This window comes from Hymenobacter sp. J193, from assembly GCF_024700075.1.
In the GTDB taxonomy this organism is placed as follows: Bacteria; Bacteroidota; Bacteroidia; order Cytophagales; family Hymenobacteraceae; genus Hymenobacter.
Genome location: NZ_JAJONE010000001.1, coordinates 1,900,103 through 1,916,251, shown reverse-complemented (window position 1 = coordinate 1,916,251; position 16,149 = coordinate 1,900,103). Strand labels below are relative to the sequence as shown.

Annotated in this window: 15 protein-coding genes, 1 tRNA gene and 1 pseudogene; 12 read left to right on the top strand and 5 right to left on the bottom strand. The window is 60.4% G+C overall.

All coding sequences use genetic code 11. The annotated features are described in order from the left end of the window. Nucleotides 1-32 precede the first annotated feature (32 nt). A complete protein-coding gene (locus LRS06_RS08310; protein ID WP_196954261.1) occupies nt 33-305 on the top strand; it encodes an acyl carrier protein in 273 nt (90 codons plus the stop codon). Nucleotides 306-697: 392 nt separating this feature from the next. Here the strand turns inward: LRS06_RS08310 and LRS06_RS08305 are convergent. Together LRS06_RS08305 and LRS06_RS08300 are read right to left on the bottom strand one after the other, a co-directional pair. Further along, nucleotides 698-868 (bottom strand): annotated as a pseudogene (locus tag LRS06_RS08305) (YkvA family protein); the annotation flags it as partial. A 334-nt stretch (nt 869-1,202) separates the two neighbouring features. Further along, nucleotides 1,203-1,811: a C40 family peptidase gene (locus tag LRS06_RS08300; protein ID WP_257871061.1), complete on the bottom strand. Its 609-nt coding sequence runs from the start codon at nt 1,809-1,811 to the stop codon at nt 1,203-1,205. 315 nt (nt 1,812-2,126) lie between these two features. Between LRS06_RS08300 and LRS06_RS08295 the strand changes: the two genes are divergently transcribed. Both LRS06_RS08295 and LRS06_RS08290 read left to right on the top strand, forming a co-directional pair. Continuing rightward, the gene (locus LRS06_RS08295; RefSeq protein WP_257871060.1) at nt 2,127-2,489 is read left to right on the top strand and encodes a hypothetical protein; all 363 of its coding nucleotides are present in this window, start codon (nt 2,127-2,129) and stop codon (nt 2,487-2,489) included. A 526-nt stretch (nt 2,490-3,015) separates the two neighbouring features. After that, nucleotides 3,016-3,507 (top strand): hypothetical protein, encoded by a 492-nt coding sequence (locus tag LRS06_RS08290; RefSeq protein WP_257871059.1) that lies wholly within the window; start codon nt 3,016-3,018, stop codon nt 3,505-3,507. A gap of 77 nt (nt 3,508-3,584) precedes the next feature. Here LRS06_RS08290 and LRS06_RS08285 read toward each other — a convergent pair. After that, nucleotides 3,585-3,657 (bottom strand) — tRNA-Thr (locus tag LRS06_RS08285). A 136-nt stretch (nt 3,658-3,793) separates the two neighbouring features. Here LRS06_RS08285 and LRS06_RS08280 point away from each other — a divergent pair. From LRS06_RS08280 to LRS06_RS08255, 6 genes are all read left to right on the top strand, one after another. Further along, on the top strand, nt 3,794-4,261 hold the full coding sequence (locus LRS06_RS08280; RefSeq protein ID WP_257871058.1) for a hypothetical protein: 468 nt from the start codon (nt 3,794-3,796) through the stop codon (nt 4,259-4,261). 45 nt (nt 4,262-4,306) lie between these two features. Continuing rightward, entirely contained in the window at nt 4,307-5,116 is an 810-nt protein-coding gene (locus LRS06_RS08275) for a hypothetical protein (protein ID WP_257871057.1), read from the top strand. Between the two features lie 16 nt (nt 5,117-5,132). Then, on the top strand, nt 5,133-5,891 hold the full coding sequence (locus LRS06_RS08270) for an FkbM family methyltransferase (protein WP_257871056.1): 759 nt from the start codon (nt 5,133-5,135) through the stop codon (nt 5,889-5,891). A gap of 12 nt (nt 5,892-5,903) precedes the next feature. After that, nucleotides 5,904-6,176: a DUF4834 family protein gene (locus tag LRS06_RS08265; RefSeq protein ID WP_257871055.1), complete on the top strand. Its 273-nt coding sequence runs from the start codon at nt 5,904-5,906 to the stop codon at nt 6,174-6,176. A gap of 215 nt (nt 6,177-6,391) precedes the next feature. Continuing rightward, nucleotides 6,392-8,950 carry a YfhO family protein gene (locus LRS06_RS08260; RefSeq protein WP_257871054.1) on the top strand — a complete coding sequence of 853 codons (2,559 nt, stop codon included), beginning with the start codon at nt 6,392-6,394 and terminating at the stop codon, nt 8,948-8,950. Between the two features lie 119 nt (nt 8,951-9,069). Then, entirely contained in the window at nt 9,070-10,020 is a 951-nt protein-coding gene (locus LRS06_RS08255) for a pyridoxal-phosphate dependent enzyme (protein ID WP_308239883.1), read from the top strand. On the opposite strand, the gene LRS06_RS08250 is transcribed toward LRS06_RS08255, so the two are convergent. Continuing rightward, nucleotides 9,946-11,172, bottom strand: coding sequence for a hypothetical protein (locus LRS06_RS08250; RefSeq protein WP_257871053.1), 1,227 nt, complete (start codon nt 11,170-11,172; stop codon nt 9,946-9,948). The genes LRS06_RS08255 and LRS06_RS08250 overlap by 75 nt on opposite strands. An 87-nt stretch (nt 11,173-11,259) precedes the next feature. Between LRS06_RS08250 and LRS06_RS08245 the strand changes: the two genes are divergently transcribed. Beyond that, nucleotides 11,260-11,892: a DUF4230 domain-containing protein gene (locus LRS06_RS08245; RefSeq protein ID WP_257871052.1), complete on the top strand. Its 633-nt coding sequence runs from the start codon at nt 11,260-11,262 to the stop codon at nt 11,890-11,892. Between the two features lie 26 nt (nt 11,893-11,918). Beyond that, nucleotides 11,919-12,506, top strand: a complete 588-nt coding sequence (locus LRS06_RS08240) for a GNAT family N-acetyltransferase (RefSeq protein WP_257871051.1) — start codon at nt 11,919-11,921, stop codon at nt 12,504-12,506. Between the two features lie 288 nt (nt 12,507-12,794). Here LRS06_RS08240 and LRS06_RS08235 read toward each other — a convergent pair whose 3' ends face one another. Then, nucleotides 12,795-13,298, bottom strand: coding sequence for a regulatory protein RecX (locus LRS06_RS08235; RefSeq protein ID WP_257871050.1), 504 nt, complete (start codon nt 13,296-13,298; stop codon nt 12,795-12,797). Nucleotides 13,299-13,477: 179 nt separating this feature from the next. Between LRS06_RS08235 and LRS06_RS08230 the strand changes: the two genes are divergently transcribed. Then, nucleotides 13,478-16,060, top strand: a complete 2,583-nt coding sequence (locus LRS06_RS08230) for a DUF5686 and carboxypeptidase regulatory-like domain-containing protein (RefSeq protein WP_257871049.1) — start codon at nt 13,478-13,480, stop codon at nt 16,058-16,060. The last annotated feature ends 89 nt before the right edge of the window (nt 16,061-16,149 follow it).

Below are 16,149 nucleotides of genomic sequence, written 5' to 3'. Positions count from 1 at the left end.
TCTTTTCTCCTTACCTGAACGTCGTTTCCCCCATGATTGCCTCGACGACTCTGGCCCAACCGGCCATCACGCAGCAAGTGTTGCGTATCATCAGCAAGCGCAAGCACATTCGCCAGTCGCGTCTGCGTATTTCCAGTAATCTGAGCCGCGAGCTGGGCTTCGATACCGTGGATGTAGTAGACATCATTCTGGAGCTGGAGCGTAGCTTCCACATTACCATCCCCGATGAGGTGCCCCTGAGCACCGTGGGCGACTTTGTGGACTACGTGGCTTCGCACACGCCCCAGGCGCAGGTAGCTGCCTAAGCAAGCCCAAACAAAAAGGCCCGAACCAATTTGGTTCGGGCCTTTTTGCTTGACATGACGTGTCTGAATTAGCGGATGTTGCCGCCCGTATCGCCCGAGGGCGTCTGCGAGTCGTGACTGGGTACGCGCGTTCCGTCGGTGGTGTTGGCGGCTACGTCGGGGTGGAGCGTGGACGACTCGGCGCTGGGCACCGGGGGCGAAGAAGGCAGATCGGTAATGCCGGCTTTTTTGGCCGACTCCTCGGCGGGCTCAAATGTAGCGGCCGTAGATTCAGCCTGCTGCTTGGCCGTGTGCCCGGTGGCGCTGAGCTGGCTATCGACTACTACAGCGCGGCTGCTTTCCCAGGCCTCAAACTTGTCCATCTCATCGGCCAGGGTAGAGGAGAACCAGGCTACCAGCGCTACGTCATCAAGCAAACCCAGCACCGGTATAAAGTCCGGAATCAGGTCGATGGGGCTCAGGAAGTACAGCACCACTGCTACCGCCGCTACAATAGTAGGAGTGGGCAGGCCCGTGTACTCGCCCGACACCGATGCCTTAATCAGGCGGAACAGCCGCTGCATACTTTCCCAGGCCTCGTGGGCCATGGTGCCCACGTCTTTCTTTTCGCTGGCTTTCTGGTAAGCATCATTCAGCAGCTGCTTTATACGCAGAGGCTTGCGCACGTACTCTTCGGCTGAGTGCAGGGCGCGCTTGAAAAAGGGCGAGGAACTGATCTGGTCGCCGCTGGGAGCTTGATTTGCCATAGTTAGGAGGAAAGTAAGGGGAGACAAAGTACGGGGCGTAGGGTGGCCCGAGCTACTATACTACGGAGCGCGAAAATAGTTGGCTGCCTGAAACGCAACAGCCCCGGCCGTGAAAACGACCGGGGCTGTTCTGCTAAAAAGACTGCGGTACTTAGTTGCGGGCCACGCGGCCGGCCGCGTAAAAATTGCGGTGGTAGTAGGCCTGGTTCAGGGAGCTTACCATCACGCCGCCGTTGGTGGCTGAGTGGGCAAACTTGCCGCTGGTGAGGTAAATACCTACGTGGTAAATGGGCTGGCCCGGACCACGACGAAAGAATACCAGGTCGCCGGTCTGCATTTCGTCCTTGGCTACGCGCTGCACCTTCTCGAACATGGAGCGGGAACTGCGCTGCAGCGTGATGCCGTACACCTCTTTGAATACGCGGGTAACGAAGCCCGAGCAGTCGGTGCCGCGCTTGGTGTTGCTGCCGAAGCGGTAGGGAGTACCAAGCCAGTCGGTGACGGTGCGGAGCAGGTCTTTGTCTTCGGTGTATTCCAGCTTCACGCCCAGCGCATGAGCATACTGGCTGTACTGAAGCGAGTCGCGGTAGGAGGCGCGGTCGTTGGCGCTGCCTTCGGGGTCACTCGAAAGGAAATCGGGGAGGAGGGAGGCTTCGGCGGCTATGGGAGCACCGGAAACCAAAGGAGCAGGAGCTTGCTCGAAGAAGAAAGATAGAGCCAGAGAGGCAGCGGCGAGGCAATACAGAATTCTGTTTTTCATTGTCCGTCGTAGGGTGGCAGAATCAATTAAAGGGTCGGCCCCAACCAGGGACCTTAGCGTACTTCGTGTTACTCGATACTCAGAGCGGCAGCCGCAGAAAAGAAGATGAAGACATCCGAAACCAGCGAAAATCGGTGAAGACTTTACCTGGCCCGTTGAGTAAAGCTAACCTCAAAAAAAGTCGGCATCCAAATTTTCGGCCCGCATTCACCTTAAATACTTTATTAAGTGCAGGTAAAAAGGTAAATATTCATGGCCGGCCTTGCAACCGCCTAGGAGTACGACCCGTATATTCCGGCCGCTTTTCCGCTGCTTATGAACCCGCCCCGCATCGTCGAGAACTCGCCCCTCGCCCGCATTGCCCGCATGGTGCTCAAGTCGTCGAGCGTAGCCATGGTTCTGGGTAACAGCATCCATCTGAGCGGGGTGAAGCGGGCCGAGTTTCTGCGTGACCCGTATTGGGTGGCCCACGAAATGTGCCATATCCGACAGTATCGGGAACACGGCTACTTCGGCTTCCTACGTAAGTACCTGCTGGAGTCGATGCGCGTGGGGTACTATGCCAACTGCTTTGAGGCCGAAGCCCGCCAGGCTGGCCGCGACGAAGCCCACCTCTACGCCAACGGCCTGCCGCTTCCTGACCCCGCTACGATGCACCGCGGTGCCGGCCCGGCCTAGTGGACGCGGGGCTTGCTTCCGCCACAGCGTTGCTTCAGCTTTTTGCATGAAAGCGAGGCTGAGGCTGAGGTGATGGGGATTGAAGCCGGATTTTCATTATGCGCAACTGGTATTGGGCAGCCGGGGATTTCCTTGCTAGCAGCACCGGCTACCGGAGCTTTGCGGCCTTAGTAGCAGAGTATGAGTGTATAAAACCCGGATATTTTTGAAACCTAGCGCGGCTGCTTTACGAATAGTACCTCAGAAGCTGCCTCACTAGCAGCATATTCTTTCTCCCATCTAACCACCCTCCCTAGTCATGGAAAATAAGCAAAATCAGCCTTCGTCGGGTAATTCGGTTTCTAATAAAGCTTCGCAGTCTGCTTCTGATTCTTCCTTCTCGCAGCAGAATGCTGAGTCGGTTTCCGGTGCTGCCAGCCAGCCTCAGAAAGATAAGCAAGCGTCACAGTCGGCCGTATCAGCTAAGAACACGACGTCGCAGCAGCCCAGCGGCCGTACGCTGAGCAGTGATTCGCCCTCGTCAGCCATGGATACTTCTTCTTCGGAAAACAAATCGTCACTGACGGACAGCATCAGCACCCTGCGCGACACGGTGGAAGACCGTTTCACCCAAGGCAAGTCGGGAGTGCAGTCCTGGATCAGCGAAACCGACTGGCGTGAAACCGTAAACCAACTGCCCCAGTCGGTGAAAGACCTGGGCACGAAAGCCGTTGACCAGTTCAACAAGCTGACGACCACGCAAAAAATGGTAGGTGGCGCTCTGCTGCTGGGCGGCCTGGGCTACCTCGCTTCGCGCTCCACGCCAAAATCAAAAGACTCGGACTGGAGCAGCGCCAAGGCTCGTCGCAACGACTACCGCTCGGGCAATATCCCGCGCGCAGAAAGCTCGTACCGCTCCTCAGAATGGGATAAGCGCACGACTTCGTCGCCTTCCGCTTCGTCAACTTCCTATAACCAGGATCAGGATTCACGTCGGCAGGACCGGGGTCCTATCGGCCACGTAAACCTCGACAGCTAAGCCAGAAACATGCTGGGACAACCCGCATAAATTGAAAAGCCCCCGCATCAGTAAGTTGATGCGGGGGCTTTTTTGTGAGCCTGTTATTGGACTCGAACCAACGACCTGCTCATTACGAATGAGCTGCTCTACCAACTGAGCTAAACAGGCATTTCCCAAAGCCCGATTGGCTTTGTGGGGCAGCAAAGATAAACACCCCCATCGAAACCACGCAAGCAGCCACGTATTTTTTTCCGGTTCTGAGACGGGGAGCAACAAGCGTTTTCAACTCTTCATTTTTACGCGTATGCAAAAGTCTTCATCATTGTCGCCCGTACTGCGGGCTTTGGGCAGCGGCCTCACCGGCGCCGTTGTACTCAATCTGATTCATGAAACGGTGCGCCGGGTGCGCCCCGAAGACGCACCACGGATGGACATTCTGGGAGAACGGGGGCTTCGGAAAATGCTGCGGTCGGCGGGGGCGCCACAGCCTGATGCCAAAGCAGCCTACGGCCTTACCCTGGCCGGCGACATCCTCAGCAATGGGCTATACTACAGCCTGGTGGGCAGTGGCCGTGGGGCCTGGTGGCGTGGAGCCGCGTTGGGCCTGGCGGCCGGGGTAGGTGGCGTGAAGCTTCCCGGGCCGCTTGGCCTGGGCAACGGACCCAGCAACCGAACCCCTCAAACCAAGGCTATGACGGTGGCCTGGTACCTCATAGGTGGCCTGGTAGCCGCCGCTACGGCCAAAGCCCTGCAGCCCCGGCACGAGCGGTAGCGGATAACAATTTCTGATCTTACTCATGTACTACCCGCTTAGCCTATGAAAACCCGTCGGCTCTGTTTTCTGTTCGCTTTGCTCCTATTATTGCCGGGCATGGCGCACGCTGATGCCTTAGATGGAGCTATGCTCATGCTGGAAATCATGGCGGGGCTATATGGGTTAGCTGGCTTGGCTATAGTGGTAATTGTGTTGGCATACCGATGGAGCCAATACACCTGGTTGCGCTGGGTAAGTTGGGTACTAACCGGCGTAGCCGTGCTGCTGGGGCTGTGGTGGCAACGTGTATTTGGCCACTCCTCTGCCGCCATATCGTTTCTTATTGTTAATCCTTTTCTGGGATTTTGTCTGCCGCTGGCTTTGTGGCTGAATGCCGTCTGGTACGCCCGACGGGCTTATGCTGACTGGCCCCGGGCGTTAGGCATAGCAGTGGGAGTATTAGGCCTAAGCATGATATTGGGTCAAACCCTGAGCTTAGGGATGATGGGAGCAGGAATGGTAGGCGCTGCTGGTATGGGCATCTATGCCGTACTAGGCTGGATACTGCGCACTGTTCTGCTCTTGGTAGGTTGGTGGATTGTGCTGAAGCAGGTGCAAAAGTATGAGCCCTTAGTATGGGCTGGGTGGCCTCAGATATTCTTCGGGGCCGCAGTATATACAGGAGTAGTACTAGCCTATTCTCTGTTATCGATGTGGCTACAGATTTCTGCTTATCCAGAATCCGGCAACATTGCCCTAAAGTGGCTAACCAGCGCGCTGCCGACCATAGTCGGGCAAAGCCTGCTAAGTGGAGGAATAGGAATACTGATGCTGTGGGGAGAGCAACGCATTCGGGCTGGGTCAATGCCGTAGTGTACCTTTGCTGCCCATGAAGGCATTGCGCAAACTATTGGTCAATACCCTGGGCTTTGAGCGGTACATCCGGCTGGTGAGTCGCGTGTATTTGCGGCTGGTAGGCGCGGGCTGGGGAAAGACCAAATACCCGGAGCTGTTTTTTCTGCGGCAGCTGGTAAAGCCCGGCGACGTGTGCCTGGACATCGGGGCCAATCTGGGCTACTACTCTGTGATGCTCTCGAAGCTGACCGGGCCTACGGGCCGGGTGCTGGCAGTAGAGCCCATTCCCGCCTTTCAGGAAATCTGGCGCGACAACGTGCGGCTGAGCGGACACGCCAACCTCACCCTGCTGCCCTACGCGCTGGGCGGCGAAAACACCACCGTGCAGATGGGCACGCCCGAGCGGGACGGCCTGCTGCACCACGGCATGACCAAAATAGCCGCCAGCAACCCCCAGGAACGCTACGTGCGCACCTATGAAGTGCCCATGCGTGTGCCCGACGAACTGCTGGCCGATCTGCCCCGCCTCGACTTCGTGAAGTGCGACGTGGAAGGTTTTGAGTACGAAGTTTTCCGGCACATGCAGCATATGCTGCGGCGTCACCAGCCCGTTATTCAAACCGAACTGAACGGCCTCGAAAACCGCCGCCAGGTGGTAGCCTTGCTGGCCGGGCTGGGCTATAAACCATTTGTGCTGTCGGCGCGTTGGGAGTTGGAGCCGTGCCTGCCCGAGCAACTCGACAGCGCCGCCACGGCCGACTTTTACTTTCAACCCGCCAGCTTTGTTGGTTAGCGTATTTGCCTGATGCCAAAATTCCTGCTTGCTCTCTTCATTATTGCCCTCCTTGTGCGGTTCGTGCTACCGGTAGTACTGCGGTGGGTGCTGGGCCGCGTCGTCAAAAAACAGATGAAGAACTTTGGCCAGCAGTTTGGCGGTGCCGCCCCTTTCGAGCAGCCCCCCACGCCGCCCCGGCCCACCTCCGGCAACGTGCACGTCGACTACGTGCCGCCCAAGCCCAAGCGCCAGCCGCGCAACTTCAAGGGCGGCGAATACGTGGAGTTTGAGGAGTTGAAATAAAAGCTTTGCGAGGTTCTTAAAGGCCTTCAAACCTGATTAAGCCCTTTCACCTATTGGTAGGTGGGAGGGTTTTTTGTGGGCCAGCTGGCTCCGACATAGCACCCAAAACCGCACGACCGGGTTCCGGGAAATGAAATAATCGGGCTACCTTCGGGCTGCTTTGGCGGGCGTAGCGCCCGCCGGGTCTGTACTATATCAGCTTCTTTTCACGCCGAATGACAACCGTTTCCTCCGGTCCCGCGCCCCTGTGGCAGCGGGTGCTGCCGCACCTGCTGGCCGTCCTGTTTTTCCTGGTGCTGGCCGCCGTGTATTTCTCCCCCATCCTCTTCGACGGGAAAACCCTGGCCCAGCACGACATTGTGCAGTTCAACGGTGGGGCTCACGAGGCCGCTCAGTACCGGGAGGTAATGGGGAAAGAAGCCCTCTGGACAAACTCCATGTTCTCGGGCATGCCTACCTACCTGATCAGCACCCACTTTCCAGGGGACTTATCGGGCTACCTGCACAAGATTTTCACGCTGAACCTGCCGGCCGTGGTGGCCAACCTGTTTTTGGCCCTGCTTTGCGGCTACCTGCTTTTCGTAGCGTTGGGCGTGCGGCCGCTACTGGCCGTGGTAGGCGCGGTAGCGCTGGGCTTCACCAGCTACAACCTCATCATTCTCTCGGCCGGGCACAACACCAAGTCTCTGGCGCTGGCTTACGCCCCGCTGGTTCTGGCCGGGCTGCTGGTGGCGCTGCGCCGCAATATGTGGCTGGGCGCGGCCCTGTTTGCGCTGGGCCTGACCATGAATCTGCGCTCCAACCACTTGCAGATTACTTACTATCTGCTGCTGATGGTGCTGATCTTTGGGGTGATAGAGCTGGTGGCTGCCGTGCGCGAAAACCGTCTGCCGGCCCTGTTGAGTCGGGTAGCCGTGCTGGCCCTGGCGGCCGGGCTGGCCGTGGGCGTGAGCTTCGGCCGCCTCTACACCACGCTAGAATACGGCAAGTACAGTATCCGGGGCCGCTCGGAGCTGACGACGCCCGCCCCCACCGCGCCGGGTCAGCCGGCCGCGGCTACTGAGGAAAACGTGGGTTCCGGCCTCGACCGGGACTACGCCTTCCAGTGGAGCTACGGCGTGGGCGAAACCATTACGCTGCTTGTTCCCAACTACTACGGCGGTGCCTCCCAGGGCGCCCTGAGCGAGAATTCGGCCACCGGGCAGGCACTGGCCCAGCTGGGCGTACCGCCCGCCCAGCTGCAGGACGTACTGCGGCAGCTGCCCCTTTACTGGGGCGACCAGCCCATTACCAGCGGTCCGGTGTACCTGGGCGCGGGCGTGCTGCTGCTGTTTGTGCTGGGCTTGTTTGTGGCCGACCGGCGCACCCGCTGGTGGCTGCTGACGGCTACCCTGCTGTCCATCGTGCTGGCCTGGGGCAAGAACTTCGAGACGTTCAACAACCTCATTTTCGACTACTTCCCCGGCTACAACAAGTTTCGCTCGGTGAGCATGGCCCTGGTGATTGCGCAGCTGGCGGTGCCGCTGCTGGCCATTTTGGCTTTGGCCCGCGTGCTGCGCCCGCAAACGGTGGTAGCGGCCGCACCGAATACACATCCGGCGCTGGCCGCCGTGCCCGTAGCTGCGCCTGAAACTGCCATCCTCAAGCGCAACCTGCTCTACGCCGTGGGCATTACCGCCGGGCTGTGCTTGCTGGCCTACCTGGTAGGCCTGGGCGCCGACTTTGCTTCGCCCATCGACAGCGCACTGCAGCAGCAGGGCTTCCCGCTCGATGCCATCCGGCAGGACCGCGCCTCCCTCATGCACAAGGACGTGTTCCGTTCCTTGCTATTTATTCTGCTGACGGGGGCCGTGCTGTGGTTTTACTTGCAGCGCAAGCTCACGGCTACGCTGGCGGCGGCGCTGGTGGGTGTGCTTACGCTGGTAGACCTGTGGGGCGTGGATAAGCGCTACCTCAACGACGACAACTTCCAGCGCGAAACCGTGGCCCAGCAGTTTGTGCCCACGGCCGCCGACCAACAGATTCTTCAGGACAAGGGCCTAAGCTACCGGGTGTACAACACGGCCAACCCCTTCAACGAAGCCAATACCTCCTACTTCCACAAGAGCATTGGCGGCTACCACGGCGCCAAGCTGCGCCGCTACCAGGATTTGATTGAGCGCCAGCTGGCCCAGGGCAACCCCGGCGTGCTGAACATGCTGAACACCCGCTACGTGATTGTGCCCAGCCAGCAGGCCCAGGGCGGCGTGCAGGTACAGCGCAACCCCGGCGCGCTGGGTAATGCCTGGTTTATAAGCGAAATCCAGAAAGTGCAGACGCCCGACGAGGAAATCAAGGCGCTGACGGGCCTGAACCCGGCCACAGCGGCGGTAGTGGATGCCGCGAAGTTTCCGCTCAGCAAAACCAATTATATCACCGTCGGCTCCACCATTTCTCTGGCGGAATACTCGCCCGATAAGCTCGTGTACAAAGCCAACGCCGTGCAGGACGGCTTTGTGGTCTTCTCGGAAATCTATTATAAGGACGGCTGGAATGCCTTTATCGATGGCAAGCCCGCACCCTACGTGCGGGCCAACTATGTGCTGCGCGCCATGCCGGTGCCGGCCGGCCAGCACACCATTGAGTTCCGCTTCGAGCCAACGTCGTACTCCGTCGGCAATACGGTTTCGCTCGTAGCCTCCATTCTGCTGATTCTGGCCCTGCTTGGCACGGTGGTGTACGCGTTGCGCCGCCGGCCGGAAACAGTGGTAGGGCAGGAACAGCTGGTAGCTTAGCGCTACCGGCTGGTGGCGTTGGCCCAGGCTGATGCCACCTTCCCCGAGCTGAACCCATCGGCCCCTTGTCTGCTTGCACCATAGCGGCCGATAAGGGGCCGTAGTGTTTCTCCCTTGTTATGCTGATGCCTCCTGCTGCGCCCTTGCTGCTCCAGCCCCTGGACGAACCGGCGGCGGCCGCTCGCGGCATCCGCCTGCTGCTGCTCCGCGACGACCTGACGCACCCGGAGCTGCCCGGCAACAAGTGGCGCAAGCTCAAGTACAACCTGCAGGCTGCCCGGGAGCAGGGGCACAATACCCTCCTGACCTTCGGGGGCGCGTACTCCAACCATATTGCGGCCGTGGCCGCCGCCGGGCGCCTTACCGGCCTGCAAACCATCGGCATCATCCGGGGAGAAGAGCTGGCGCACCGGCCGCTTAATACAACTTTGGCTCGTGCCCAGGCCGATGGAATGCAGCTGCGCTTCGTGAGCCGGGAAGCCTACCAGCGTCGCCATGAGCCGGCTTGGATAACTGAGTTGCAGCATGACTTCGGCCCGGCCTACGTATTGCCCGAGGGGGGCTCCAATGCGCTGGCCTTGCCGGGCTGCGCCGAGCTGCTCACCGAGCTGCGCACGCACACGTCCTTCGACTACGTGGCCGTGGCCTGCGGCACGGGTGGTACGCTGGCCGGGCTGATAACCGGGCTGCTGCCGCCCGAAACAGCTGTGGGCATAGCCGCTCTGCGTGAAGGGGAGCTGCTGCGGGCAGAGGTGCAGCGGTTGCTTGGAACTGAATCAACCTCGTCAAACTGGGCCCTGCACTCCGGGTTTCACCACGGCGGCTACGCCCGCTTTTCGGCCGAGCTGCTCGACTTCATCCGGCAGTTTCAGGCGCGGCATGGGGTGCTGCTTGACCCCATCTATACCGGCAAGCTGCTGTGGGGCGTGTTGCAACTGCTGGAACAGGACTATTTCCGGCCGGGCAGCACCGTAGCAGTCGTACATACAGGAGGCTTACAGGGCTGGGCGGGTTTCCGACAGCGTTTCGGGAACCGCAGCGCGTGGTGGCCCACCGAGGCAGCCGGGTAACCGCTCGGCCACACCCAGAGCCGCCAGCGCGAAGATGGCGGGTAGCATAGGCACCAGAAAGCGGACGTCCCAGTCCTCAATCGTGAGCATTACCACCAAAGCCTGCAAGCCAATGAGAGCCACAAGAAAAAAGCGCACGATACCCGGAAACCCGGCAGCCCGACTGCCGCGCCACGCCAGCCAGTAGCAGGGGTAAAGCACGGCCACCGCCGCCACAATATGAACGCGGGAGTAGTAAGGCTTGAGGCCGCTGAACAAGGCAAAGGCCTTCAGCAAAGCCAGCTGAGCGAAGTAAGCCGGATTGTGCAGGATGAAATATGCCAGCCGCAGAACCGGACCCAGATCGGCGGGGGGCAGCTGCAGCGGCTGCCGGGGCTGCACCGTCCAGCCGGGGTAGAGGTAGATGATTTCGCCGCGCAGGTAGGTTTCTATCAGCGTGAACGTAAGCAGGAGCTTGTTGAGCACCACCCAGAGCAGGGGCATAGCTGCTACTACCGCCACCACGACCACCCCGCGCTGCCGGGGGCCGAGCCGGGGCCACAGCTGCCAGCCTGCTGCCCCGGCCAGCGCCAGCGGTACCAGAAAGCCATTGGGCCGCAACAGAGCCGTAGCCAGGGCCAGCACCAGCAAACGGATTATTCCCCAACGGCCTGAGGCAAACGTGAGGGCCCAGAAGCAAAGCAGAATGCCACTCGTGAACAGGGACTCCGTGAGTATATAGGCGTTCAGGTTCTGCGCATCAGGCCAGAGCAGCAGGGCCGTAGCGCCGGCGGCCACCGGGCGTCGGCCCGTGAGCTGAAGCAGCGCCCGATGAAACGCCCGGGCAGCCAGGCCCGCTACCACCATCTGGCCCAGCACCATGCCCCATAAGCCCGCGCCTGCCTTCAGCCACAGACTGCAATACACTGGATAACCCACGTAACGCAGGTTGTGGTCGTGCTCGAAATACCACTGCTCCGCAATCTGCTGGGCGTAGAGCAGGTAGCGCCGGCTGTCGGTCACGGTGCGGGGGCCCCCGTGCTTCCATAGCAGCAGTAGCTGCACCAGCAGCCACAGGGCCCCCAGCAGCCAGCCGTGGTAGCGCGCCAGCCAGCGCCGCTGGCCGGCCGACACGCGCAACAAGCCAGGAAAGGGGAGAGCGGGCAGGGGCATAGACTCCGGCAAAATACGTAAACCCCGGCCACCTTCTCAGCCAAAACCGCGCAGCTTGCGTAGGTTCAGCAACCTATTCTGCTCTGTATGCCCCTTGCCCGTCTTCTGCGCCGCCTGTTGCCCCTGGCTTTTCTGGTGGCACTGGGCTGGTTTCTCTGGAAAAAAGTACAGCCTATGCTGGCTGATTTCGACCCGCTCCGCTCCGAGCCCCGCGTGACTGTGACGCACAACACGGTGCTGCAGAAAGTGGAGAGCCTGGGGCGGCTGGAGTTGGTGCGCTACCACTTCAAAGATGTGGTGGAGTACAAGAAAAGCACGTACCGCTTCTTGCCCGATGCCAAAGTGGCCCTCATCGTGGCCGGCGACGCTGTCGGCTGCCTCGACCTGCGCAAGGTGCGCCCTCAGGATGTAGTTTTCGAAGGCGACTCGGTGGTGCGCGTGGCCCTGCCCCCGGCCGAGCTCTGCACCTGGCAGATTGACCACAAGAACAGCAAGGTTTACAGCGTCGAGAACGGTTTTTTTCAGGATGCCGCGCTGGTGGATGCCGGCTATAAGTACGCCGAGCAGAACGTACGCCGCGCCGCCCTGCAGTCAGGTATCCTGGCCCAGACCAACCAGAACGCCGAGCTGATTCTACGGCCCATGCTCGAAACCATGACCGGCCGCCGCGTAGTACTTACGCGCCAGCTGGCGGCTCCGGTCCGGCCCCGGTTGCAATAGCGCCCGGCTGGTTGTATGCTTGCGGCATGACTGCTGCTCCTACGTTCCTGCCTGGCCTCACCCAGCTGCCCACGCTCACCACCCGCCGGCTGCGGCTGTGCTGGCTCACCCCGGCCGATGTGCCGGCCTTGTTTACCATTTTCTCTGACCCTGCCGTGATGCGCTACTGGAGCCGGGAGGCGTTTACGAGCCCCACCGAAGCCGCTGAGCTGCAAACCCAGATCGAAACCTTGTTTCGGGAGCGGAGCCTGTTCCAGTGGGGCCTCACCCGCCTCACCGACGACGAGGTGATTGGCACCGCCACCCTGTATGGCCTTCACACCCAACACCGGCACGCGGGCGTGGGCTATGCCTTGGGCTCAGCGCACTGGGGGCAGGGTTATGCTTCCGAAGCCCTGGCCGCCCTGCTGGAATTTGCCTTTACAGAGCTCAGTCTGCACCGCCTCGAAGCCGACGTGGACCCGCGCAACACGGCTTCCCGCCGATGCCTCGAAAAGCAGGGCTTCCGGGAAGAAGGCCTCCAGCGCGAGCGGTATTTTCTTTACAATGAATGGCAGGATGCCCAACTCTTCGGCCTGCTTCGCTCCAAGTACCAGACTAGCTTGCCGGGGTAAAGTAAGTACCGTTCGTGTATTCATACTTGTCACGAAACAGTAGGGCGTGGGGCTTGCCCCCGCCCGTCACTCGCGCCGTTCGGAAATACTAGGGTAATGATGGGCAGGGCAAGCCCTGAACCTTACTACCTAGAGGTTACAACGGCAAGTAATCGGGCTGGCACAGGCAGTAAGCAGCGTTTTGCTTTATCGTAGGCAACATTTGTGCTTGTTAAGCGGAAAAACAAGGCCTATTTCGGCGCATAATAAGGCTTGTTTTTCCTCGCAATAAGTGCAAGTGCGGTAAGCTTAATCTTCTTCCTCGTCTTCGGATGGCTTGCCCAGGTCTTCCAGGGCCATGCGGATGAGGTCCTGCTCGTAGCCTTTCAGGGTGAGGAACTGGGTAAGCTTCTGGCGGCGCTTGGCCGGGTGACGCTCCTTTTCCTGAGCGTCCTTCTTTTCCAGGAGGGTGGTCAGGTTCTGGTAGTACTCGTCGCCGTCGATTTCCTTCATACCGGCTTTGATGCAGTAGTCGGATATACCTTTCTGCTTCAGCTCCTGCTGAATGCGGCGGCGGCCCCACTTCTTCTGCCGGTATTTGCCCCGCACAAAGCTCTTGGCGTAGCGCTCCTCGTCCAGCAGCTTTTCCCGGCTGAGGCGGATGATGATTTCACCGGCTTCGTCCTCATCGAGCCCGTAGCTGCGCAGCTTTTCGGCCACTTCCCGCTGGTTGCGTTCCTGATAGGTGCAGAAAGAAGCTATTTTCTGCAGGGCTTCGGCAGGCGTGTAGGTTTTGGTAGGGCGTTGTTGCATAGCTAGGTAAAAGCGCCGCAGGTGCAGCCCAGTGCCAAGGTAACGGCTGGGCGCGGCAAGTGGTTCGGTAGCGGCTGGCAACCCGCGGGCCAGTCTTTGTATCTATCTTCACCGAAACTACGACTGAACCCGACTTTGTGATGTGGCGTGCTGGATTACTGCAATTACTATTGGTGTGGATGACTTTTGCGGCGCATGCCGGCGTGGTGCGCGGGCGGGTAAGCGGCCCCGATAAAGCGCCGCTGGCCTTTGCCAATGTGGCCGTGCGCGGCACCACCCAAAGCACCGCCACCAACGAGCAGGGCCAGTACCAGTTTCGCCTGGAGGCGGGCTCCTACGAACTGGTGTTCCAATATGTGGGCTTCCGGCCGCAGTTTACCACCGTGCGCGTAGCCGGCGGCGACACGGCCACCACCCTCGACGTGACGCTGCTGCCCGAAAGCTACCAGCTCAAGGAAGTGCTGGTGCGCGCCAAGGACCGCGACCCGGCCTACGCCCTGGTACAGCACGCCATTGAGTGGCGCCGCTACCACCGCGCCGAGGTAGCCGGCTTCAGCGCCCGCACCTACCTCAAAGGACTGGTGCGCCTGCTCGATGTGCCGGCCAAGATCCTGGGCATCATCAAAACTGACCCCAGCCTGAAGCCGGGCGTTATTTACTTGTCGGAATCGGTATCAGAGCTGACGTTCCGGCAACCCAACGTGGTGCGGGAGCGAATGATTGCCTCCCGGGTGAGCGGCAACAGCCGGGGTTTCAGCTTCAACCGGGCCTCGGGCCGCAGCTTCAATTTCTACGACAATCTGCTGCAGTCGGGGTTTTCGGAGCGGGGCTTTGTGTCGCCCATTGCCCAGAACGCCATGCTGTTCTACCGCTACGAGCTGGTGGGCACCACCGAGCAGAACGGCCGCCAGATCCATAAAATCAAAGTGAGCCCGCGCCACCGCAACGACCCGGCCTTTTCGGGCTACATCTACCTCAACGACGGCGACTGGCACCTGCACAGCCTTGATCTGAGTCTGGGCCAGAACGCCGGTATCGAGTACGTGGAGTCCATCCGCATTGAGCAGCAGTTTATGCCTGCCCCCAGCCGCCCTGACGTGTGGGTGCTGCAGTCGCAGAAGCTGAGTATGACCGGGCAGGGCATGGGCTTTAAAGGCAGCGGCTCCTTCAATGCCGTGTTCAGCAACTACCGCGTGCAGGCCATCTACCCAGCCCGGCCCACCGAGAAGGCAGAAGCCGTGGCCGCCGCCAAACCCGATGCCCCGATAACCCGCGAAACCGTGGCCGAGGTGAAAAAGCAGCGGCCCAGCCTGCCCAATCTCAAGCGCCGGGTGCGGGAGCAAGTGAAAGCGGTGGAGGCTCAGCCCGAAGCCGTGGCCGGGGTGGAGCCCCTGGGCAAAGGCGAAGTCCTGCGCATCGAGAAGGGAGCAAATGAGCGGGACTCCACATTCTGGAACGAGGTGCGGCCTATTCCGCTTACGGCTGAGGAGCGCAAGGACTACCACGTGAAGGACAGCGCCGAGGTCATCAAACGTTCCCGGCCCTACCAGGACTCCCTGGACCGCAAGCGCAACCAACTAAGTCCGGCGCAGGTGCTGCTCACAGGGTACAACTACTCCAACTCGTTCCGCCGCCGCACCATCTACGTTTCTTCCATCTTCAACGGGCTGCTTTACAACACGGTGGAAGGCGTGACGCTGAACCTGGAGGCTACCTATACCCAGCGCTATGAAGACCGGCGCAGCTACTCGCTCACGCCGGCTTTGCGCTATGGGTTTGGGGCTCGTCTGTTCAGCCCCAGCCTGGCCGGGGGCTACACGTTCCGGCCGCTGTCATTCACGCGGGTGGGCTTTATGGTGGGCCGCACCATCGAGGACTTCGACCCCGCCACCCAGCTCACGCCCTTCATCAACACCAGCTACACGCTGCTGCGCAACCGCAACTACGCCAAGTACTACCAGCGCGACGGGGGAGAAATCAACTTCCGGCACGAGTTGGTAAATGGCCTGATGCTGCGCACCGCCCTGGGCTACGCCGACCGCCGTGAGCTGCAAAACCACAGCAACAAAGTAGTCATCGACGTGCCCGGCCGCGCCTTCACGCCCAACGTGCCCGTGAACGAAGAGCTGCCCGATCCTTCATTTGGCCGCAACCAGTCGCTCACCGCCTTCGCGGAGCTGACTTGGCAGCCCGGCCAGGAGTACATGACCCGGCCCGATGGCAAGTTCAACATGGGCTCGAAATACCCCAGGCTGCGTGCGGCCTGGCGGCAGGGCATAAGCGGCGTGCTGGGCTCCGACGTGCGCTACACCCGCCTGGAGGCCGGCGTGCGCAAGGACCTGGAGCTGGGCCTCCTGGGCCAAATGCACCTCGATGGTACCGTGGGCGGCTTCTTGGGCAACCCGCGCCTGTCGTTTATGGACTACCGCCACTTTTCGGGCAACCTCACCGGATTTGCCGCCAACTTCGACCAGTTTCAGCTGCTGGACTACTACCGCTTCAGCACCCGGCAGCGCTACCTGGAAGCCCACGTCAACCACCACTTCAACGGGTTTTTCCTCAATAAAATCCCGCTGCTGCGCCGCCTTAAGTGGCAGGAAGTAGCTTCTTTCAACTACCTCAGCACGCCCGCCGTGGGCCACTACGTAGAGCTGGGTGCCGGTATCGAGCACATCTTCAAGGTATTCCGGGTAGATGTGTACACCGGCCTGCGTTCCGGCCAGCAGCTTAGCACCGGCATCCGCGTCGGGGCAGGGTTTTAAGGGTTTCTGGTTGTTAGTTGTCAGATGTATGAATGGGTGTCTAGTGCTATAGCGGTTTCGTGAACGGTGTAGAGACGCGTACTTGCGTC